Annotated in this window: 20 protein-coding genes and 3 tRNA genes; 12 read left to right on the forward strand and 11 right to left on the reverse strand. The window is 36.8% G+C overall.

Translation table 11 applies throughout. The features are described from left to right. Positions 1-3 precede the first annotated feature (3 nt). The 4 genes from ABXT44_RS02300 to ABXT44_RS02315 are packed head-to-tail and all read right to left on the reverse strand — an operon-like array spanning position 4 to position 4258. Positions 4-1572, reverse strand: a complete 1569-nt coding sequence (locus ABXT44_RS02300) for a peptide chain release factor 3 (protein WP_416687827.1) — start codon at positions 1570-1572, stop codon at positions 4-6. Between the two features lie 5 nt (positions 1573-1577). Further along, positions 1578-2144 (reverse strand): dCTP deaminase, encoded by a 567-nt coding sequence (gene dcd / locus ABXT44_RS02305; protein ID WP_271537365.1) that lies wholly within the window; start codon positions 2142-2144, stop codon positions 1578-1580. A gap of 33 nt (positions 2145-2177) precedes the next feature. Continuing rightward, on the reverse strand, positions 2178-3263 hold the full coding sequence (mraY, locus tag ABXT44_RS02310) for a phospho-N-acetylmuramoyl-pentapeptide-transferase (RefSeq protein WP_416687829.1): 1086 nt from the start codon (positions 3261-3263) through the stop codon (positions 2178-2180). A gap of 2 nt (positions 3264-3265) precedes the next feature. Further along, positions 3266-4258: a peptidylprolyl isomerase gene (locus ABXT44_RS02315; protein ID WP_416687830.1), complete on the reverse strand. Its 993-nt coding sequence runs from the start codon at positions 4256-4258 to the stop codon at positions 3266-3268. Between the two features lie 140 nt (positions 4259-4398). Between ABXT44_RS02315 and ABXT44_RS02320 the strand changes: the two genes are divergently transcribed. Beyond that, a complete protein-coding gene (locus ABXT44_RS02320; RefSeq protein ID WP_271537370.1) occupies positions 4399-4644 on the forward strand; it encodes a YfhL family 4Fe-4S dicluster ferredoxin in 246 nt (81 codons plus the stop codon). Between the two features lie 4 nt (positions 4645-4648). Here the strand turns inward: ABXT44_RS02320 and ABXT44_RS02325 are convergent, their stop codons facing one another. After that, complete coding sequence (locus ABXT44_RS02325; RefSeq protein WP_416687832.1) at positions 4649-5758, reverse strand: pyridoxal-phosphate-dependent aminotransferase family protein; 1110 nt, start codon at positions 5756-5758, stop codon at positions 4649-4651. Between the two features lie 202 nt (positions 5759-5960). Between ABXT44_RS02325 and ABXT44_RS02330 the strand changes: the two genes are divergently transcribed. The 5 genes from ABXT44_RS02330 to ABXT44_RS02350 are packed head-to-tail and all read left to right on the forward strand — an operon-like array spanning position 5961 to position 10893. Next, positions 5961-7391 (forward strand): FAD-linked oxidase C-terminal domain-containing protein, encoded by a 1431-nt coding sequence (locus ABXT44_RS02330; RefSeq protein ID WP_416687834.1) that lies wholly within the window; start codon positions 5961-5963, stop codon positions 7389-7391. A 2-nt stretch (positions 7392-7393) separates the two neighbouring features. Continuing rightward, a complete protein-coding gene (locus ABXT44_RS02335; RefSeq protein ID WP_416687836.1) occupies positions 7394-7957 on the forward strand; it encodes an FAD-binding protein in 564 nt (187 codons plus the stop codon). After that, positions 7957-9111 (forward strand): glycolate oxidase subunit GlcF, encoded by a 1155-nt coding sequence (glcF, locus tag ABXT44_RS02340; RefSeq protein WP_416687838.1) that lies wholly within the window; start codon positions 7957-7959, stop codon positions 9109-9111. Before ABXT44_RS02335 ends, glcF begins: the two co-directional genes overlap by 1 nt. Continuing rightward, positions 9104-10426 (forward strand): 23S rRNA (uracil(1939)-C(5))-methyltransferase RlmD, encoded by a 1323-nt coding sequence (rlmD, locus tag ABXT44_RS02345; protein ID WP_416687840.1) that lies wholly within the window; start codon positions 9104-9106, stop codon positions 10424-10426. The genes glcF and rlmD overlap by 8 nt, the downstream gene beginning before the upstream one ends. 53 nt (positions 10427-10479) lie before the next feature. After that, positions 10480-10893, forward strand: coding sequence for a rhodanese-like domain-containing protein (locus ABXT44_RS02350; protein ID WP_416687841.1), 414 nt, complete (start codon positions 10480-10482; stop codon positions 10891-10893). On the opposite strand, the gene ABXT44_RS02355 is transcribed toward ABXT44_RS02350, so the two are convergent. Further along, complete coding sequence (locus ABXT44_RS02355) at positions 10890-13058, reverse strand: UvrD-helicase domain-containing protein (protein ID WP_416687843.1); 2169 nt, start codon at positions 13056-13058, stop codon at positions 10890-10892. The two genes, ABXT44_RS02350 and ABXT44_RS02355, sit on opposite strands and share 4 nt — an antisense overlap. Positions 13059-13216: 158 nt before the next feature. Between ABXT44_RS02355 and ABXT44_RS02360 the strand changes: the two genes are divergently transcribed. Then, positions 13217-14158, forward strand: coding sequence for a KamA family radical SAM protein (locus tag ABXT44_RS02360; RefSeq protein ID WP_416687845.1), 942 nt, complete (start codon positions 13217-13219; stop codon positions 14156-14158). Here ABXT44_RS02360 and ABXT44_RS02365 read toward each other — a convergent pair. Then, positions 14139-14666, reverse strand: coding sequence for a TlpA family protein disulfide reductase (locus ABXT44_RS02365; protein WP_416687846.1), 528 nt, complete (start codon positions 14664-14666; stop codon positions 14139-14141). The genes ABXT44_RS02360 and ABXT44_RS02365 overlap by 20 nt on opposite strands. Positions 14667-14677: 11 nt before the next feature. Here ABXT44_RS02365 and arsC point away from each other — a divergent pair, with 11 nt between their 5' ends. Beyond that, on the forward strand, positions 14678-15025 hold the full coding sequence (gene arsC, locus ABXT44_RS02370) for an arsenate reductase (glutaredoxin) (RefSeq protein WP_416687848.1): 348 nt from the start codon (positions 14678-14680) through the stop codon (positions 15023-15025). A 2-nt stretch (positions 15026-15027) separates the two neighbouring features. Here arsC and rlmH read toward each other — a convergent pair whose 3' ends face one another. Genes rlmH through ABXT44_RS02390 form a run of 4 tightly spaced genes read right to left on the reverse strand, consistent with a single transcriptional unit; the run spans position 15028 to position 17137 of the window. Continuing rightward, on the reverse strand, positions 15028-15495 hold the full coding sequence (gene rlmH / locus ABXT44_RS02375; RefSeq protein ID WP_416687850.1) for a 23S rRNA (pseudouridine(1915)-N(3))-methyltransferase RlmH: 468 nt from the start codon (positions 15493-15495) through the stop codon (positions 15028-15030). After that, complete coding sequence (rsfS, locus tag ABXT44_RS02380; RefSeq protein WP_271537391.1) at positions 15485-15820, reverse strand: ribosome silencing factor; 336 nt, start codon at positions 15818-15820, stop codon at positions 15485-15487. The genes rlmH and rsfS overlap by 11 nt, the downstream gene beginning before the upstream one ends. Then, positions 15810-16418, reverse strand: coding sequence for a nicotinate (nicotinamide) nucleotide adenylyltransferase (nadD, locus tag ABXT44_RS02385; RefSeq protein ID WP_416687852.1), 609 nt, complete (start codon positions 16416-16418; stop codon positions 15810-15812). The genes rsfS and nadD overlap by 11 nt, the downstream gene beginning before the upstream one ends. Then, positions 16415-17137, reverse strand: a complete 723-nt coding sequence (locus ABXT44_RS02390) for an MBL fold metallo-hydrolase (protein WP_416687853.1) — start codon at positions 17135-17137, stop codon at positions 16415-16417. Before ABXT44_RS02390 ends, nadD begins: the two co-directional genes overlap by 4 nt. A gap of 83 nt (positions 17138-17220) precedes the next feature. Between ABXT44_RS02390 and ABXT44_RS02395 the strand changes: the two genes are divergently transcribed. From ABXT44_RS02395 to ABXT44_RS02410, 4 genes are all read left to right on the forward strand, one after another. After that, positions 17221-17296 (forward strand) — tRNA-Ala (locus ABXT44_RS02395). A gap of 17 nt (positions 17297-17313) precedes the next feature. After that, positions 17314-17388 (forward strand) — tRNA-Glu (locus ABXT44_RS02400). Between the two features lie 68 nt (positions 17389-17456). After that, positions 17457-17533 (forward strand) — tRNA-Glu (locus ABXT44_RS02405). A gap of 197 nt (positions 17534-17730) precedes the next feature. Further along, positions 17731-18684, forward strand: coding sequence for an HpcH/HpaI aldolase/citrate lyase family protein (locus ABXT44_RS02410; protein WP_416687855.1), 954 nt, complete (start codon positions 17731-17733; stop codon positions 18682-18684). The last annotated feature ends 2 nt before the right edge of the window (positions 18685-18686 follow it).

The following is an 18686-nucleotide window of genomic DNA, read 5'->3' on the forward strand; positions in this document are numbered from 1 at the left end:
GAGTCAGTGCTCTCTTGTAGAGCTAAAGGTTAAGTCTGGGTGACGCTCGATTGTAAGCTGAAGATTTACCATGCTTGGGGCTAAATAAGAAAGCATTCCTGCGCTATCAATTGCAACATTATTCCCAGCTTTTATTTTGAGCTGGTCGATATCTTTATCGAGGCCGGTAACCCATCTTGCTGTTGCTACATTTATCGTTTCGAATTGACAATCAACTCCGTACTCATATTTGAGTCTATGAGCAACGACGTCAAATTGCAGAATACCTACAGCCCCTAAAATTTGAGAGCTATTAGAAATTGGTCTGAATACCTGAGTTGCCCCTTCTTCTGAAAGCTGATCAAGCCCTTTTTGTAATGCCTTAGCTTTGAGAGGATCTTTGAGCTGTGCTCTTCTAAAAAGCTCTGGAGCAAAGTTAGGGATGCCTTGGAAGTTAATTTTCTCGCCTTGAGTGAATGTATCTCCAATACTTATCCCGCCGTGATTATGAATACCTATAACATCGCCAGCATAGGCCACTTCAGTTGAGCTTCTTTCACGAGACATAAAGGTTACAGCGTTTGCAATTTTTATCTGCTTACCTGTTGGAACTTGAAGGACCTTCATCCCTTTTTGATATTCACCACTGACAATTCGCATAAATGCTAATCTGTCATGATGCTTAGGATCCATATTTGCTTGAATTTTAAAGATAAATCCAGTGAGTTTTCCTTCTTCAGGAGATACTTTTCTAGTATCACATTGCCTGCTTTGAGGTAAAGGGGCATATTTAATAAACCCATCTAGTAAGTTTTCGATACCAAAATTGTTGATTGCTGATCCAAAAAATACGGGCGTCTGTTTGCCCTCAAGAAAATCTTTTAAATTGAAAGGGTTTGTTGTTCCGCTAATGAGTTCAATTTCTTCTCGGGCTTCTTGTGCAAAATCTTCACCCAGTATTTTATCTAATTCAGGATTATCAATTCCCTTGATAATTGTGTTGTCACCAATATTTGCATTTTTACCACTTTCAAATAAATAAACTTTATTTTCAAGCAGGTGAAAAACTCCTTTAAAACCCTTTCCCATTCCAATTGGCCATGTGATCGGCGAGCATTCGATATTTAGTACAGATTCAACTTCATCCAAAAGATCAATAGGTTCACGTCCTTCGCGGTCCATCTTATTGATAAAGGTTATGATTGGCGTATCACGAAGTCTGCATACTTCCATTAATTTAATTGTTCTTTGCTCAACACCTTTGGCTACATCAATAACCATTAAAGCAGAGTCCACAGCAGTTAAAGTACGGTAAGTATCCTCAGAAAAGTCTTCGTGTCCAGGTGTATCTAGTAGATTGATAACGTGATTATCATAAGGGAACTGCATCACTGATGAAGTAATAGAGATGCCTCTTTCCTTCTCCATTTCCATCCAGTCACTTGTAGCATGACTATCAGCTTTTCTTGCCTTTACGCTTCCAGCTGTTTTAATAGCTCCACCATAAAGGAGCAACTTTTCAGTAACTGTAGTCTTGCCAGCATCGGGATGTGAAATGATCGCAAAAGTGCGACGTTTGGAGGTTTCAGACATATTTCCTAAGCCTTTGGTAAAGTTACGCCAGTTTGGCCTTGGTATTTTCCGTCTCTATCTTTATATGAAGTTTCACATACCTCGTCAGACTCAAAAAAGAGCATTTGAGCAACGCCCTCGTTGGCATATATTTTTGCAGGTAAAGGTGTTGTATTAGAAAACTCTAGAGTTACGTGTCCTTCCCATTCTGGCTCAAGTGGAGTGACATTAACAATTATGCCGCACCTTGCATAAGTGGACTTCCCAAGGCATATAACTAGCGTAGAGCGAGGAATTTTAAAGTACTCAACTGTTCTTGCGAGTGCAAAAGAATTTGGAGGGATAATGCATTCATCTGAGTCAATTTCAACAAAGCTTTTGGCATTAAAATTTTTAGGATCAACAATATTGTGATTGATATTGGTAAATATTTTAAATTCAGTTGAGCAGCGAACATCATAGCCATAGCTAGAGGTGCCATAAGAGATTATTTTTTGATCGTTTGATTGTCGAACTTGTTTTGGCTCAAATGGATGAATCATCCCATTTTCTAGGGACATTTTACGAATCCACTTGTCTGATTTTATACTCATGAATTTTATTTTACAGTGCGTAAACAATCAACATTATCGAATCTTTATACTGGCTAAACTAATTAAAACCAAAATCAGGGTAATTATCCAAAACCTTACAATAATTTTTGGCTCTTTAAGTCCTTTTTTCTCATAGTGATGATGCAGTGGCGCCATTAAAAAGATTCTTTTTTGAGTGCGCTTAAAGTAGCTTATTTGGATAATTACTGATAAGGTCTCAGCAACAAATATGCCGCCCATTAGAATTAACAGTATCTCCTGGTGAACAATAATAGCAATAACCCCTAAGATTGCACCTAAAGAGAGCGATCCAGTGTCACCCATAAATATTTCAGCTGGGTAGGTATTAAACCAAAGAAAGCCAAAGCCAGCTCCTACTAATGCTGCGCATAGAACGAATATTTCACCTGTTCCTGGCATGAATGGCATATTCAGATAGCCTGAGAAATTATAATTTCCCCCAATATAAGCAAAAACTGCAAGTGCTCCACTGATTAAAATTACAGGCATTATTGCTAAGCCATCTAGACCATCTGTAAGATTGACAGAATTTGAGCTTCCAACAAGTGCAAACCAGCCAATAATTAAAAAAGAAAGCGTATTAAGCGGAATAATAAGGTCTTTGAAGAATGGAATCAATAGCTCTGCGCCAATAGTTTTAGAATTTAAGCTCAGTAGCCACACACAAATTAATATTGCGCTAATCGACTGCGCCAGGATTTTTTGTCTTCGACTTAGACCATCTGAGTTTTGTTTTTTAATTTTTAGATAGTCATCGATAAAGCCAATTGTACTAAAAAGAAGAGCTGTAACAATTACTATCCAGAGAAATGGGTTGTCCCAATCTCCCCAAATAAGGACACTGATAAAAAAAGCAAAAAGTATTAGGACTCCTCCCATAGTTGGAGTTCCTGCTTTTTCTAAGTGAGTTTCTGGGCCATCATTACGAATCACTTGACCAATTTGATAATGCTGAAGTTTCGAAATAATCCATTTGCCAAGAACTAATGTAATAAGAAGGGCGGTCATCATTGCAAATACAGCTCTTACAGTTAAATAGCTTAGAACATTAAAGCCAGTATCTAATGAGGATAGAAAGCTTAATATTTCTAAAAACATTATTATTTATCCTTTGCAGAAATCAGAATTAGTTCAAATATTATGAATGAGTCTTGAGGTATGTTGCCACTTGGAGCATCACCAAATACATATTCATAGGTTGCAATAATAGTACGATCTTCTCCAATGGACATTGCTTGAGTATTTTCCTCAACAATTCTAATTATTTCACCACTTCCAAGCGTGAAGTCAATTGGGCTTCCTGGCGCACGCATTATTTGTCCACTGTTAGCTTTTAATGCTATATCTACTGAAACAAGCTGACCTTGATTTGCTAGATTGCCATCACCTTCCTTATTAATTCTTGTGAAGTAACCTAAATCATTTTTTGTAGCATCTGGATAAGCGGAAGTAGCAAAGTCTTCAAAGTCAACTTGTCGCAAAGCTTGTTGAGCAATAATTCCTTCATTTGCTTTTGCTAGTAGATCATTAAATGAGCCTTCATTAGCAATAAATTCATTTGCATTGTCACCAATACGCTCAATTTTTACAGTCTCCAAAGTATCACCTTTTTGAATGGAATTTACAACGTCCATGCCCTCAACGACATGACCAAAAACTGTGTGCTTGCCATCTAGCCATGGAGTTGGCACATGAGTAATAAAAAATTGCGATCCATTCGTTGCCGGTCCAGAGTTAGCCATTGATAGGATTCCAGGTTTGTCATGCATTAAATCGGTAAATTCATCTGCAAATCGATAACCAGGGCCACCAGTGCCATCTCCCTTGGGATCTCCACCTTGAATCATGAAGTCATCTATTACTCTATGAAAAAATATGCCATCATAAAAAGGAACGCCAATATCCTTGTTACTTTTTTTAGTGCCTTCTGATAATGCAATAAAGTTGATTACAGTTAGCGGCGCGTTTTTATAAGCCAACTCAACAACTATTTTTCCTTTATTGGTCTGCAAATGTGCATAAATTCCATCATTAGTTGCAGCAAATGACATAGAAGAAAATAATAATGAAAAAACAACTAAAAGTACTCTCATAATAACCCTAGAAATAAAATGATTAATGATACCCAAAATCATCTTTATTTTTACTCTGATACGTTAAAATATCCATCTATTGAATACAGGATACAGCTGGATTGGTTGTATTAAATTATTATCTAACTTGAGGATCGTTTATGTCTTTGCTTATTACAGATGAATGCATTAATTGTGATGTCTGTGTTCCTGAATGCCCGAACGAGGCTATTTATATGGGCGAAGAGATCTACGAAATCGATGGCGATCTTTGTACTGAGTGTGTAGGGCATTTTGATACACCGCAGTGCGTTGAGGTATGCCCAGTTGATTGTTGTCTCCCAGATCCTGACAGGGTTGAGACCGATGAAGTGCTTTTAGCAAAAATTAAAGATCGGGAAAGCTAAAGGCCTATAACGTCTTTTTTAGTGCGGACAAACAAAGTTCTATATTCTCTTTTCTTGAAGTATAGCCCATTAATCCAATTCGCCATATCTTTCCTGCCAAATTACCAAGGCCAGCGCCGATTTCCATATTGTAATCATTTAATAAAGTGGTGCGAATCTCAGCGTCATTTGCTCCTTCAGGAATGAATACGCTATTAAGCTGAGGCAGTCTGCTAGACTTTTCAACTAAGTAACTAATCCCAAGTTCACTTAAACCATCTCTAAGTAACTGGTGATTTTGTTGGTGTCGATTCCATGAGTTTTCAAGTCCCTCTTCACAAAGCATAACTAAAGATTCATGAAGGCCATATAGAGTATTTACTGGAGCTGTATGGTGATATGCACGCTTTGAGCCTTTACCCCAATAACCCATCACTAAATTAAGATCCAAAAACCAGCTTGTTACAGGCGTTTTTCGATTACTAATTTTATGAATTGCTTTTTCACTAAAGCTAACTGGTGACAACCCTGGCATAGCAGAAAGACATTTTTGAGACCCAGAATAGATTGCGTCAATACCCCAGTCATCCACTCTTAATTCTGAGCCTACTAGTGAGGTCACTGCATCAACAATAGTTAAGCAATTATGCTTATTGGCAATCCCACAAAGTAATTTTGCATCCGACAAGGCGCCTGTTGAAGTTTCTGCATGAACAAATGCAACAATTTTAGTATCAGGATTTTCAGTCAAGCACTGCTCAAGTTTTTGAGGGCTAACGGGTGCTCCCCAGTCATCCTCAATGATTATTTCTTGGCCACCGATTCGAGTTACATTTTCTTTCATTCTTGACCCAAAGACACCGTTGATACAAACTATAACTTTATCTCCAGGCTCTACAAGATTTACAAAGCAGGCCTCCATTCCAGCTGAGCCGGGCGCTGATATTGGCATTGTTAATGCATTATCAGTCATGTAGGCATACTGCAGCATCTCTTTAATTTCATCCATCATGTTAATAAAAGCAGGGTCTAGATGGCCAATGGTTGTTTTTGCCATTGCATTAAGGATTCTTGGGTGAACATCTGAAGGACCAGGGCCCATAAGAGTTCTTGAAGGGGGGGTAAATGATTTCATATGTTTTTTTAGGAAATATAATTAATAACTCTTTATAATGTTTTCAGTCATGAGCATTATCATAGAAGCTGTGTAAATAGTTTTTAATAATATTCAAAGCAACTTGAACTATATTAATTGAGCTTCTATTTAATTAAGCTACTATAGGCATAAGTTAATAGAGTGCATCAATATTAACAATAATTATTTAAATGTAAGTTATATGCCTATTATTTCAGAGTTAACCAAGGCTTTGCCCAAAAATTCAGTCATATCTGGTGAAGAGAATACTCGTCCTTTCGAATGCGATGGCCTAAGTGTTTATAAACAAAAGCCCTTAGCTGTTGCTTTACCTAGTAATGTTGATCAAATTAAAAAAGTTTTGGAAATTTGTAAGAAAAATAATACTCCTGTGGTTACAAGAGGCGCAGGGACAGGGCTATCTGGAGGCGCTTTACCGCTTAAAGATAGTGTCGTTCTGGGGCTTTCAAAGCTAACTCGCATCCTCTCTATTGATCCAGAAGCTCAAACAGCAATAGTTGAGCCAGGAGTTCGTAATATTGCAATTAGTGAGGCAGTTGAAGAATATGGTTTGTATTATGCGCCAGACCCATCTTCTCAAATAGCGTGCACTATTGGTGGAAATGTTGCAGAGAATTCTGGTGGTGTTCATTGCCTTAAGTATGGACTAACAGTTCAAAACTTAGAGGCAGTAAAAATATTGACAATAGATGGCCAAGAGTTGCTTTTTTCGAGGCAAGATGAAGGCATGGGTTTATTGGCATTAATGACCGGATCTGAAGGTCTTTTGGGTGTTATATCTGAAATTACTGTTAAGCTGACTAAAAAGCCACAAGTAGCAAAACTTGTAATGGCTGGTTTTGATAGTGTTAGAGATTGCGCTAACACAGTAGCAGAAATTATTAAGATTGGAGTTATCCCAGCCGGGCTGGAGATGATGGATCAATTTGCCATTGAAGCTTCTGAGGCCTTTGCTCAGGCAGGATACCCATTAGGCGCTAAGGCACTATTACTGTGTGAGTTAGATGGCTCTGAAGACTTGGTAAAGGAAGATTTAAATAAAGTTATTAATATACTTTCTAAAGCCTCTTCTGTAAGAGTGTCAGAAAATGAAGAGGAACGCTTACTTTTTTGGAAAGGAAGGAAGTCAGCATTTCCTGCGGTTGGAAGGTTATCTCCTGACTACTACTGTATGGATGGCACAATTCCAAAAAGATATCTTGCTGATGTTCTGGAAAAGATAAGCAGTCTTTCAGAACAATATGATCTAAGAGTTGCAAATGTTTTTCATGCCGGTGATGGTAATTTACACCCTTTAATTCTATATGATGCCGCTCAGCCAGGAGAGCTTGAAAAAGCAGAAGACTTTGGTAATGACATCCTTAAGTTATGCGTTGATATGGGTGGATCAATTACTGGTGAACATGGCGTGGGAATTGAGAAATTAGATGCCATGTGTCATCAATATAATAGTTCAGAGCTAGAGATTTTTCATCAAATTAAGGCGGTCTTTGATCCTCATTCTCTTCTTAATCCTGGAAAGGCTGTGCCTACGCTTCATCGTTGTGCTGAATTAGGAAATATGCATGTTCATAATGGCAATTTACCTCACCCTGAATTGGAGCGCTTCTAGCTATGAGCTCAATTTCAGAAATGCAGCATAAAGTAAGGCAAGCTAATAAACTCAGAATTACTAATAATGTTAAAGATAATAAAGAAGAGCAATTAAATATGTCTTCATATTCAGGGATAGTCGAATACTTCCCAGAAGAGTTAGTCATTACATTAAAGGCGGGAACAACTATTGATGAAGTTAATAAAATTCTCTCAAAAAATAATCAAGCTTTAGCTTTTTTTACCGGTGACTCTAAAAAAACAATTGGGTCATTGTATGCAACATCTGGAGCAGAATTTTCAGATAGTGTTTTAGGCGTTCAGATAATTAATGGTAAGGGTGAACTGCTAAATTTTGGTGGCCAAGTTATGAAGAATGTTGCTGGTTATGATGTATCTCGCCTCTTGGTTGGCTCAATGGGTCGTTTGGCAATAATTACCCAAATTAGCTTAAAGATCTTGCCTGAAAAGGTAGCAGTGCAGTTTCATAAAAAACCATCAATAAAAAATAAAGAGTCTTCATTAAGAGAGCAAGTTGAAATTAAGTTAAAAAAAGTATTTGATCCTTATGGAGTTTTTATCTAATGCATGCAGAGCTTAAACAGCCATCGATCACACAACATGAAAATGACATTGCTAGCCAAGTAATTGCCTCATGTGTACACTGTGGTTTTTGTTTACCAACCTGTCCGACCTATCAAATTTCAGGAGATGAGCTTGATTCTCCAAGAGGTCGAATTTATTTAATAAAGTCAGCACTTGAAAATAATGAATATAGCTCTAAATCTCTAAAGCATTTGGATCAGTGCCTTACGTGTCGATCCTGTGAAACCACTTGCCCTTCAGGTGTTAAATATGGCAAGCTGCTTGAGGTTGGCCGTAATTTTATAGAGCCTAAAAGATCAATCCTGCAAACACTTTATCGATTTGCAGTAAGAAAGGTTCTATCAACACCTTTAATTTTTAAACCAGTAGGTTATTTTTTTCGACACTCTAAAATTATTTCAAAACCAATAAAACCTGAAAAGGTAAAGTCCACAGTACTTCTTTTAGGGGGGTGTGTGCAGCCAACACTAGCTCCTAATATTAATCATAGTATAAAAAATATATTAGCTAAATTAGATGTAAGAGTTCTAGATGACAGGCAAAGTGATTGTTGCGGCGCATTAGATCAGCACTTAGCTGCGCCAAAAGATGCTTTATCAAAAGTGAAACGTAATATTGATAAATGGACTCTAGAACTTGAGTCAAATGCAGAAGCTATTATTTCCAGTGCAAGTGGATGTGGGGTTATGGTAAAGGATTATCCAAGCCTATTTGAAGAGTCAGACCCATATTTTGAGAAAGCTAAAAGAGTTTCATCAAAAACTCAAGATATTGCAGAATATCTAGCAAATCAAGATTTAAGTGGACTGCAATTATCAGAGTTAAATGTTTCTTATCATGAGCCATGCACTTTACAACATGGCCAAAAATTAGGCGGACTTGTTGAGTCAATCCTCTCTCAGTTTGGCTATCTTAATACTCCAATTAAGGATTCACATATCTGCTGTGGCTCTGCGGGAGCATATTCAATCTTTGAAACGGAAATAGCGAATAAATTAATGATAAATAAACTTGAAAATTTAAATGCTTCTCAGCCAGAGATGATAGTTACTAGTAATATAGGCTGTTTGATGCATCTTCAAAAAGGCAGCTCAATTCCTGTGAAGCATTGGGTGGAGTTATTAGATGCCTAGAGGTAGAAAGTTAAAGAGTAAAATTTATGAAATAGAGATTGAGTCATTATCCCATGAAGGCAGGGGGATTTCTCATAGTGACAACAAAGTTATCTTTACTAGAGGAGCTTTACCTGGAGAAAAAGTTATTGCATCCCGTACGCTCTCCAGAGCAAAGTTTGAAGAGGCTGATGTTGTCGAAATAATTAAATCATCACCAGATAGAATTGAGGCAAAGTGCGCTGTTTATGGAATATGTGGTGGTTGCTCATTTCAGCACCTTTCATCTGAAAATCAAATAATTGCAAAGCAGAGCTGGCTTCAAAGTGCGTTTATTGGTCAAGCTAAGGCTGAACCTAAAAACTGGCTCGAGCCCATGCAGGTTGAGAGCTGGGGTTATCGCCGTAAAGCCAGATTAGGCGTTCGCTATGTTGCCAAAAAAGAAAAAGTTCTTGTTGGTTTTAGAGAAAGAAAGTCTTCATTTATAACTGTGATGAGCCGCTGTGAAGTTTTACATCCGTCGCTTGGTGACAATCTAGAAATAATTGCAGACTGTATTGGTAAGCTCAGTATTAGGGAGCATATTCCTCAGATTGAGGCTGCAATTTCGGAGTCACATACAATATTAATTTTAAGGCATCTACAACCTTTAACTGAGGCTGATGAAGCTATACTTAAAAAGTGCGGTGAAACATTATCAATAACTTGGTATACGCAGAGTGGAGGCCTAGAAACCATCAAGCCTTTGATTGGAGCTGTAACTCTAACTTACTCTATTCCTGATCATAAGATTGAAATGGCATTTTTACCGAATGACTTTACTCAAGTTAATTTTGCGCTTAATCAAAAAATGATTAACCTTGCGATTGAATTGCTCGAATTGAATGATCAAGATAGCGTTCTTGATCTTTTCTGTGGGCTTGGTAACTTTACGCTTCCTATTTCAAAATATGTTGAAAAAATAGTTGGTATAGAGGGTGATAAAGGCTTAGTAGAAAGAGCTAAAGCAAATGCTGATGCTAATGGAATTACTAACGCCTCATTTTATAAGGCAGACCTGTCTGAAGATGTATCAGGCTCTGAATGGTTTAGAGGTCAAAAATATAATAAAGCTTTAATTGACCCAGCTAGAACTGGGGCAATTGAGATTGTTGAGCTTCTTCCAAAATTAAACATTGAGCGATTAGTTTATGTTTCTTGCAATCCTGCTACTCTTGCTAGAGATACTGCTCGTTTGATTGAATTAGGCTTTACTTTGATGAGTGCAGGCGTGATGGATATGTTTCCACAAACTGCACACGTAGAGTCAATTGCACTTTTTACTCGTAAAAAATGAGTATTAACGTATGATAATATTAGATAAAATTTTAATTTCGATAGGAAAGAGAAATGAGCTATAAGCGAAATTTGTTGCCAAATATGGCTATGGAAAGACTTAAGGAAAATCCAAAGGCTGTATTGATTGATGTTAGAACACGTGCTGAACATAAGTATGTAGGCTATCCAGAAAATTCAATTCTTATTCCTTGGTTTGATGAGCCGGATCTAAAATCTGATCCAAAGGCTTTTTACGAATCAGTTCTGAATGAACTTGGAGACCAAAGTGAAGTATTGAATACTGAACTGATTTTTATATGCAGAAGTGGATTCAGATCAAATGAGGCTTTAAAATGCCTTCAAAGTAATGGTTTTACTTGTCTTTCCCATGTTGCTAGTGGATTTGAGGGTGACTTGGATGAAAACGATCATCGCGGCAACCTTAATGGTTGGAGGCATGATGGTATGCCTTGGTCTCAAGGCTAAACTATCTCTAGGTTAGCGTAAGAGCTAATCAACCATTTCGTTCCAGCTTTTTGAAAGTTAATTTGCAGTCTCATTGAGTCACCACTTCCCTCATAATTTAAAATAGTGCCAAGTCCAAATTTTGCGTGCTTAACAACTTGACCTATTGAGTAAATTGAATCTGAAGTTGCAACCATCTTCTTACTAACGTTGGTATTTTTTTCATATCCTTGATGAGTGTTTTCACTATTAGTGTTTTTAATATAGTTTAAAAAACTTTTTGGAATTTCATCAAGGAACCTTGATTGCATTGAATAAAAGGATTGCCCATTAATAAAACGTCTACTTGCATAGGTGAGGGTAAGAGACTTCATTGCTCTAGTCATACCCACATAACAAAGACGCCTTTCTTCATCAGTATTAGGAGCCTCTCCCTCGCGTTGTCTGGATGGAAACAAATCTTCTTCCAGACCTACCAAAAAGACTACAGGAAACTCTAATCCTTTGGCTGAATGGACAGTCATTAGCTGAACAGACCCTTGATTACTTTTATTAGACTCACCACTTGAGTCAAGAGTTGCAAGAGCAATAAAGCCCTGAGTTTCATTTAGTTCATTATCTTCTTCATGTGTATATTTAGTTGCTGCTGTAACTAGTTCACCTAGGTTTGCTTTTTTAGTGCCAGCCTTATCAGTCTTATCATTAGCATAGTGTGCCATTAATCCAGATTGAAGTAGAATAGAGTCAACTTTTTCACTAAGCATTAGATTTTTAGTGCTGTCACTAATTTCTTCAATTAAATGGATAAACAACTGTAAAGCATTTGCTGCCCTAGCTGGCAGGCTATTAATAATAGCAATTGATGACTGAAAAAGGTCAGTATGGTTTTCAATAGCGTGAGATCTGATTTTTTCAATAGTTGACAGTCCAATCCCACGAGTTGGAAAGTTCACAATCCTCTCAAAAGCAATATTATCAGAAGTGTTTTCAATGAGTCGAACATAACCCATTGCATCTTTTACTTCTGCACGTACAAAAAATGGCAAACCCCCATAGATTTTATAGTTAAGATTTTGCCCTCTAAGTGCTTGTTCAAATTCTCTAGATTGGGCATTTGATCGATAAAGTATGGCGCATTCATCTAGGTTCCTACCATGATTAAATTGGGTCTGGATTTCACCAATTACATATTGAGCTTCCTCTGTTTCGGTTCTTGCATTAAATACATTGACAAGATCGCCATCTCCTGACTCCGTCCAGAGTGATTTTTCAAGCCTATTCTGGTTGTTTGCAATTAGGGCATTTGATGCGCTAAGAATATTTCCTGTTGAGCGATAATTTTGCTCAAGCTTGATAACTTGAATTGGTTTAAAGTCACTCTCTATTTTTTGAATATTTTCAATTCTTGCACCCCTCCAGCCGTAAATTGATTGATCATCATCCCCAACACAGAAAACATGGTTGTTTTGATTATGAAGTATTTTTATAAACTGATATTGGACTCGGTTAGTATCTTGAAATTCATCAACTAAGATATGACAAAATTTATTTTGGTAGTGATCTAAAAGGGATTGATTATTCTTTAAAAGATCGTAACTTTTAACTAGTAAGCCTGCAAAATCAACCAAGTCATTAGCCTGACAATGCTTCTCATAAAGATCAAAAACTTTAGTGCTTTGCTTTACAAAAAAGTTATAACCTGCATCAATTTGATGGGGCAATATGCCTTCATCTTTCTGTTGGTTAATAAACCATTGTACTTTTTTTATAGGAAGCTTTGTTTCATCAATTCCATTCTCTTTCATCAAGCGCTTAACAATTCGAAACTGATCTTGAGCATCAAGGATTTGAAATGTGGGCGAAAGATTTGCCTCCATAGGATGAGTCCTAAGTAGTCTATGAGCAAGCGAGTGGAAAGTGCCAACCCACATCCTGCCAATTGGCTGTCTCAGTAAATCACCCAATCTCTCTTTCATTTCATTTGCAGCTTTATTTGTAAAAGTCACTGCAAGTATGTCGTTAACATGATGATTCTTTGTTGTCACTAAATAATGAATTCTTTGAGTTAATACGCGCGTCTTTCCGCTCCCGGCACCTGCAAGGATTAATGCATTTGTGTCTTCACTTAGTGTTACTGATTGTTGTTGTTTTTCGTTTAGTCCGTCAACTATTTGCGCTGAATTCATATTAGGTATTAAATTTAATTTGGAGTTTTTTTTGTTCTGATTATTTGAAAAAGGATATTACTGTATGGCAGTATAGATAAATTATAATCAGTTTGTGAGACATTATAATGATGACTGATTTCTTTGTCACAGTTAAGCTGGCTTACTACTAAATTAATATGAATAAATCTTGGAATGAGAGTGCGCGCTTATCATTGAAAAGCGCTAATGCGTGCAATGAATATTTTGAAGGAAGTACTTTTAAAGATTTTCACTTTCCCATCAAAATACCACTTGAATTTGCAGAAAGAATTGATAAGTCTAATCCTTTAGATCCTCTAATGCTTCAAGTTCTTCCAAAAGAAGCCAAAGCTACTGAGGGCTTTTTTGATTCACCTGTTTTAGATGAAGAACACTCTCCAGTTAAGGGATTAATTCATAAGTATCCCTCACGAGTTCTCCTAACAGCAACTAGTGTGTGTGCAATTCATTGTCAGTACTGTTTTAGGCAGAATTTTGATTATATATCACATGATATTTTAAAAAACTGGCTCGCCATTGATAATTATTTAATGAATAAAAAAGAAGTGAGTGAAGTTGTTTTGAGTGGGGGTGATCCTTTAACATTGAGTGATAAAAAAATTAGTAAAATACTAAATAAAATTGAGGTTATTGGTCATATTAAAACAGTTAGATTTCATACTAGAACAGCTGTAGTAATTCCATCAAGAATTACTCAGGAGCTGGTTGATATGCTTAACAAAACTAAGTTAAAAGTCGTTTTTGTTTTTCATATAAATCATGCGAGGGAAATATCTGATGAGTTTATGAAAAATGTCGAGAGCTTAAAGACTCATACTTTATTAAATCAGTCAGTATTACTTAAGGACGTGAATGATAGTGCTAAGGTTTTATCTGAACTGTCTAACAAGCTTTTTGAATTTAATATATTGCCATACTATATCCATCTTCTTGATAAGGTTTCCGGAGCTGAGCGTTTTTTAGTTACAGATAAAAGAGCAAAAGAGATTTATAAAACACTTCAAACCTTATTACCAGGTTATTTAGTTCCAAGAATGGTTCGAGATGAAGGCGGTCACTCTAAGAGGTTGGTACTATAAATTTGCCCAAATCGTCTATTGTAATTTCACCCATAAAAGTATGAAGTAATTCACCCTCTGGGCTATATATTTGAGTAGTTGGCATGCCTATAATTTCGCCAAAATTTGAATATTCAGAGTCATTATCTTCGTTATAAAGTACGATAGGATAGTTAATCGAAAAGCGCCCCACATAGTCATTAATTATTTCTAGATCTACAGGCTCAAAATCAAGTCCAAGGATTTCAACATAATCAGAATTTTCTTCATAAAATTTTACAAATGCAGGAATCTCTTTTAGGCAAGGAGTACACCAAGTTGCCCAAAAATTAATAACAAGATATTTTCCGCGAGTATTTTTCTCTGTAAAAATGACACCTTTTGTATCTGTTAGGCTAAATGAAAGCTCTGGAACAGATTCATACCATGGCATTAGAGGTTTCGCCCAGTCTACTATATCGTTAAAACTTAATGCTTGGCTTGCATGAAATGGAGTTATTAGCCAGAGTATAATTAGAATTTTTTTCATTAGTCAGTTTTATGAATGCAAAGATTTATCACAATTCTCGTTGCTCCAAATCAAGAGCAACTGTCGCTATTTTAGAACAAAATGAAGTTGACTTTGATGTTGTTAATTACTTGATTGAGCCTCCCAGTGAATCAGAGCTCAGAGCAATTTTGAGTGATTTGGGTATAAGCGCTAGAGAACTTCTTAGAAAGGGTGAATCGAAGTACAAAGAATTGGAGCTATCTAATAAATCTTTAAGCGAAGACGAGTTAATTAAAGCAATGCATGAGTTTCCAATTTTAATTGAGCGACCAATCGTCAGAACAGAGAAAGGGGTTTCTATTGGAAGACCTCCAGAGAACATTCAATCAATTCTCTGATTTTATTCTCTATGGTACGGGCGATTATTAAGTAGGCTATATCCACGGTAGATTTGCTCTACTACTAATAGTCTTGCCATTGAGTGCGTCATTGTTAGATTGGACAGCCCCCAAACCTGATGACATTTTTGTTTAACTTCTGAAGAAAGTCCATCTGCGCCTCCAATGAAAAGTGCAACACTCTCACCATCAAGCTGCCAGCTTTCGATTGACTGAGAAATTTGTTTACTAGTTTTTTGAGTCCCAGTCTCATCAAAGGCCACCAATAGTGTTGCCTCGCTGGCGGCTTCTAGAAGTAATTTTGCTTCAAGGTTTTTTGAATTTTCTGAGCTGCTTGATTTTCGGTTTTGAGATTCTAAGCTTGTAATTGTGAAATTATAATAACTAGGAAGTTGTTTTTGATAGTGCTCAATACCAAGATTAATCCAATTAGGCATTTTTTTGCCAATCGTAATTAGGTTAATCCTCATCTTCCTCGGTAGACCATAATTTTTCTAATTTATAGAAGTCTCTTGTTTTTTCAGTCATTAAGTGAACAACAACCTCACCTAGATCAACTAAGGCCCACTCACTTTGTTGTTTGCCTTCGATTCCTAGGACAACCATGCCAACTCTCTTAGCTTCCGTACTGACATTTGTAGCCATACTTTTGACATGTTGTATTGATCTGCCGGTAGCTATAATAATTGCCTCTATATCATCACACTGTTTCATAACGTTTAGGGTTATAACATTTTCACCTTTTAAATCATCAATTACGTTTTCAACAATTTTTGTTTGTTTGTCAAGTGTCATATTTTTTTATAAAGCTAATTATGGAAGTAGGTAAAAAATTATCAAGATTTTGATTGGCGGCAATTTTACCTCTAATATCACTCGATGAAATATCTATCATTTGAGAATTGGAAAAATATAAGTATCCATTTGGTTTTGCTTTAAGTTGATGAGCATTCTTTGCTATGTCAAAAGTTTCTAGAGTTTTACTAATTGGTTGATCGCCAATTCGTGGAAGCACAGCTAAATGAACCAACTTTGAAAATTCATCCCAGTTTTTCCAAGTTTTAAAATTGATAAAGCTATCCATTCCAATAACTAAGCAAATTGATTCATCTTTAAATGACTCTTTTAAGTCGAGTAGGGTGTCAATCATGAAAGAGTTTCCGCCGCGTAAAATTTCTCTCGTATCTATTTCAAGACTCGTGAACTCTTTAATAGCCAGATTTAGCATTTGAAGTCTTTCTTTGGAGGTGTAATTTAGAGAATTTTTATGGACAGGCACGAAGCAAGGCAGCATAAATAGTCGATCAATACTGAGTTCATTTTTTATTGATGAAGCTGTTTGAAGGTGTCCAAGATGAACGGGATCAAAGGAGCCGCCATAAATTCCTATCATAGTAAGGCATTTACTTCGTCTAGTGTCATTGGAGACATAGGGTACGTTCTAGTTGAATCATGAACATGCATTCTATAGCGAACAAACGTATCTTGATCTTTGATAAGTAAAAAAGGGTTTGCTTTTTTTTGATCTGCTATTGTCGTCGTTATTTCTGATCCATAATTATGTCCACATAATAAGTGGATATCATCTCCCACTTCAGTCAATAATTTTTTAAGTGAATGAAATAATGTCACTGGATTAGAGCCTGCAAGGCTGCATATACCAACGCCATAAACGAATAATGTGTCACCAGCAATAAGATGCTCATCTAAAAGGTAGCAAATACCACCAGCAGTATGTCCAGGCGTTTCAATAATTTTTATTTTTGTTTCACCTAGCTTGATGATTTCACCATCTTTAACTGTGTGAACTTTATTTTCAATATTTAAGTAAGGAATTTCATTAACGCCAGCAGTAATTTTTGCACCTGTTTTGTTAGCTAGGTCATCGACCGCATTTGTATGATCTCCATGCCAGTGCGTAATCCAAATATCTGTAAGGGTATAGCCTTTACTCTTTATTTTCTCTAAAAATAAGTCTGGCTCCCATGCAGGGTCTACGATTGCACATGTTTTGGTTGCTTCATCAAAAATAAAATGAATTGAATTTTCATAGGCGCCAATATGATAAAGCACGTCGATTGAGTATTGATTGCTATTGTATGTTTTTTCCATAATGCATTATTTTACCAATTTTGACTTGACTGAAATGAGATACAGATTATAATTTACGCTTTTGCTAAACATCCTAGTTTCTTGGGGCTATAGCTCAGCTGGGAGAGCGCTTCGCTGGCAGTGAAGAGGTCGGCGGTTCGATCCCGCCTAGCTCCACCAAGCAAAATAGTTTTAATGTCGCGTTCGTCTATCGGTTAGGACTCCAGGTTTTCATCCTGGCAAGAGGGGTTCGATTCCCCTACGCGATGCCATTTTTTTTTTAATTAAAAAAGGCAAATTTTAATTTAATGCTCTAAAGTAATACCATCTAAAACCCTTTGTCCCGTTCGTCTAGTGGCCCAGGACGCCAGGATTTCATCCTGGAAACAGGTAGTTCAAATCTCCTACGGGACGCCACTTCAGCTGAATTGAAATCAGAATTCTAAGCTAATTAAATTTGAGAGTTGATTTGACCTATATCTCATTTGATAATTACTCAACTCGCTAAGTTTTTTTATCGCTATAGTATTTTATTAACAAGCTTAAAGCTCTAAATATAAATAAATAGTTTTTTATTTAAAAGGGTTTTTAAAAATTATTTAAAAGGAAATACTATGAGTCATATTATTTATGAACCAGTAAAACAGCGGCTTCAGCGAAGCGAATTAGCAGTTCCAGGATCCAGTCCTAATATGTTTGAAAAAGCACTGGCAAGCGCAGCAGATTTTGTATTTTTAGATTTAGAAGATGCTGTAGCGCCAGATGATAAAGTGACGGCACGTAAAAATGTTATTGGAGCTCTTCAAGATCTAGATTGGCAAGGTAATGGTAAGACTATTTCTGTCCGAATCAATAGTATTGATACACACTATATGTATCGCGATGTAGTTGAGGTGGTTGAGCAAGCAGGCCAGCATCTTGATACTATCTTACTTCCTAAAGCAGGCACAGCATCAGATGTTTATATGCTGTCAGCAATGCTTAATCAAATTGAGACTTCTAAGGGCTTTAAACATCGAATTGGAATTGAAGTACTCATTGAAACTACGTTAGGTATGGCTAATGTTATGGATATTGCTAAATGTGGCCGTGAAGAGCGACTTGAGGCGATGCACTTTGGTGTTGCAGACTATGCTGCAAGTTGTCGAGCGCGAACAACTGTTATAGGTGGTTTAAATCCTAATTACCCAGGTGATCAATGGCATGCTGGCCTATCTCAAATGTTAGTGGCCTGTAGAGCTTATGGTTTGAGGCCGATTGATGGACCTTTTGGGGATTTTAATGATCCTGAGTCTTATAAAGATGCTGCAAGAAGAGGGGCTGCTCTTGGCTTTGAGGGAAAGTGGGCAATTCACCCTTCACAAATTGAGTTGGCTAATGAGATTTATACCCCTCCAAAATCTGAAGTCTCGCATGCGAAACAGATTCTTATTGCATTAGATGAGGCAGCTAAAGAGGGTCGAGGTGCGGCTCAACTAAATGGGCGAATGATTGATGCTGCTTCTGCAAAAATGGCTGAAAATATTGTCAATACAGATAATGCAATAAATGGGAAAGTTGTCACGTAATT

It is taken from the genome of Candidatus Pseudothioglobus sp. Uisw_041 (assembly GCF_048087625.1).
Taxonomy (GTDB): domain Bacteria; phylum Pseudomonadota; class Gammaproteobacteria; order PS1; family Pseudothioglobaceae; genus Pseudothioglobus.

What these genes read in the sequence shown, in the direction of transcription:
- ABXT44_RS02355 (WP_416687843.1), bottom strand. Translation starts at nt 13,058, where the DNA reads ATGAATTCAGCGCAAATAGTTGACGGACTAAACGAAAAACAACAACAA.
- ABXT44_RS02325 (WP_416687832.1), bottom strand. Translation starts at nt 5,758, where the DNA reads ATGAAATCATTTACCCCCCCTTCAAGAACTCTTATGGGCCCTGGTCCT.
- ABXT44_RS02360 (WP_416687845.1), top strand. Translation starts at nt 13,217, where the DNA reads ATGAATAAATCTTGGAATGAGAGTGCGCGCTTATCATTGAAAAGCGCT.
- ABXT44_RS02315 (WP_416687830.1), bottom strand. Translation starts at nt 4,258, where the DNA reads ATGAGAGTACTTTTAGTTGTTTTTTCATTATTATTTTCTTCTATGTCA.
- rsfS (WP_271537391.1), bottom strand. Translation starts at nt 15,820, where the DNA reads ATGACACTTGACAAACAAACAAAAATTGTTGAAAACGTAATTGATGAT.
- mraY (WP_416687829.1), bottom strand. Translation starts at nt 3,263, where the DNA reads ATGTTTTTAGAAATATTAAGCTTTCTATCCTCATTAGATACTGGCTTT.
- ABXT44_RS02330 (WP_416687834.1), top strand. Translation starts at nt 5,961, where the DNA reads ATGCCTATTATTTCAGAGTTAACCAAGGCTTTGCCCAAAAATTCAGTC.
- nadD (WP_416687852.1), bottom strand. Translation starts at nt 16,418, where the DNA reads ATGATAGGAATTTATGGCGGCTCCTTTGATCCCGTTCATCTTGGACAC.
- arsC (WP_416687848.1), top strand. Translation starts at nt 14,678, where the DNA reads ATGAATGCAAAGATTTATCACAATTCTCGTTGCTCCAAATCAAGAGCA.
- ABXT44_RS02335 (WP_416687836.1), top strand. Translation starts at nt 7,394, where the DNA reads ATGAGCTCAATTTCAGAAATGCAGCATAAAGTAAGGCAAGCTAATAAA.
- ABXT44_RS02365 (WP_416687846.1), bottom strand. Translation starts at nt 14,666, where the DNA reads ATGAAAAAAATTCTAATTATACTCTGGCTAATAACTCCATTTCATGCA.
- ABXT44_RS02320 (WP_271537370.1), top strand. Translation starts at nt 4,399, where the DNA reads ATGTCTTTGCTTATTACAGATGAATGCATTAATTGTGATGTCTGTGTT.
- dcd (WP_271537365.1), bottom strand. Translation starts at nt 2,144, where the DNA reads ATGAGTATAAAATCAGACAAGTGGATTCGTAAAATGTCCCTAGAAAAT.
- glcF (WP_416687838.1), top strand. Translation starts at nt 7,957, where the DNA reads ATGCATGCAGAGCTTAAACAGCCATCGATCACACAACATGAAAATGAC.
- ABXT44_RS02410 (WP_416687855.1), top strand. Translation starts at nt 17,731, where the DNA reads ATGAGTCATATTATTTATGAACCAGTAAAACAGCGGCTTCAGCGAAGC.
- rlmD (WP_416687840.1), top strand. Translation starts at nt 9,104, where the DNA reads ATGCCTAGAGGTAGAAAGTTAAAGAGTAAAATTTATGAAATAGAGATT.
- ABXT44_RS02300 (WP_416687827.1), bottom strand. Translation starts at nt 1,572, where the DNA reads ATGTCTGAAACCTCCAAACGTCGCACTTTTGCGATCATTTCACATCCC.
- ABXT44_RS02390 (WP_416687853.1), bottom strand. Translation starts at nt 17,137, where the DNA reads ATGGAAAAAACATACAATAGCAATCAATACTCAATCGACGTGCTTTAT.
- rlmH (WP_416687850.1), bottom strand. Translation starts at nt 15,495, where the DNA reads ATGAGGATTAACCTAATTACGATTGGCAAAAAAATGCCTAATTGGATT.
- ABXT44_RS02350 (WP_416687841.1), top strand. Translation starts at nt 10,480, where the DNA reads ATGAGCTATAAGCGAAATTTGTTGCCAAATATGGCTATGGAAAGACTT.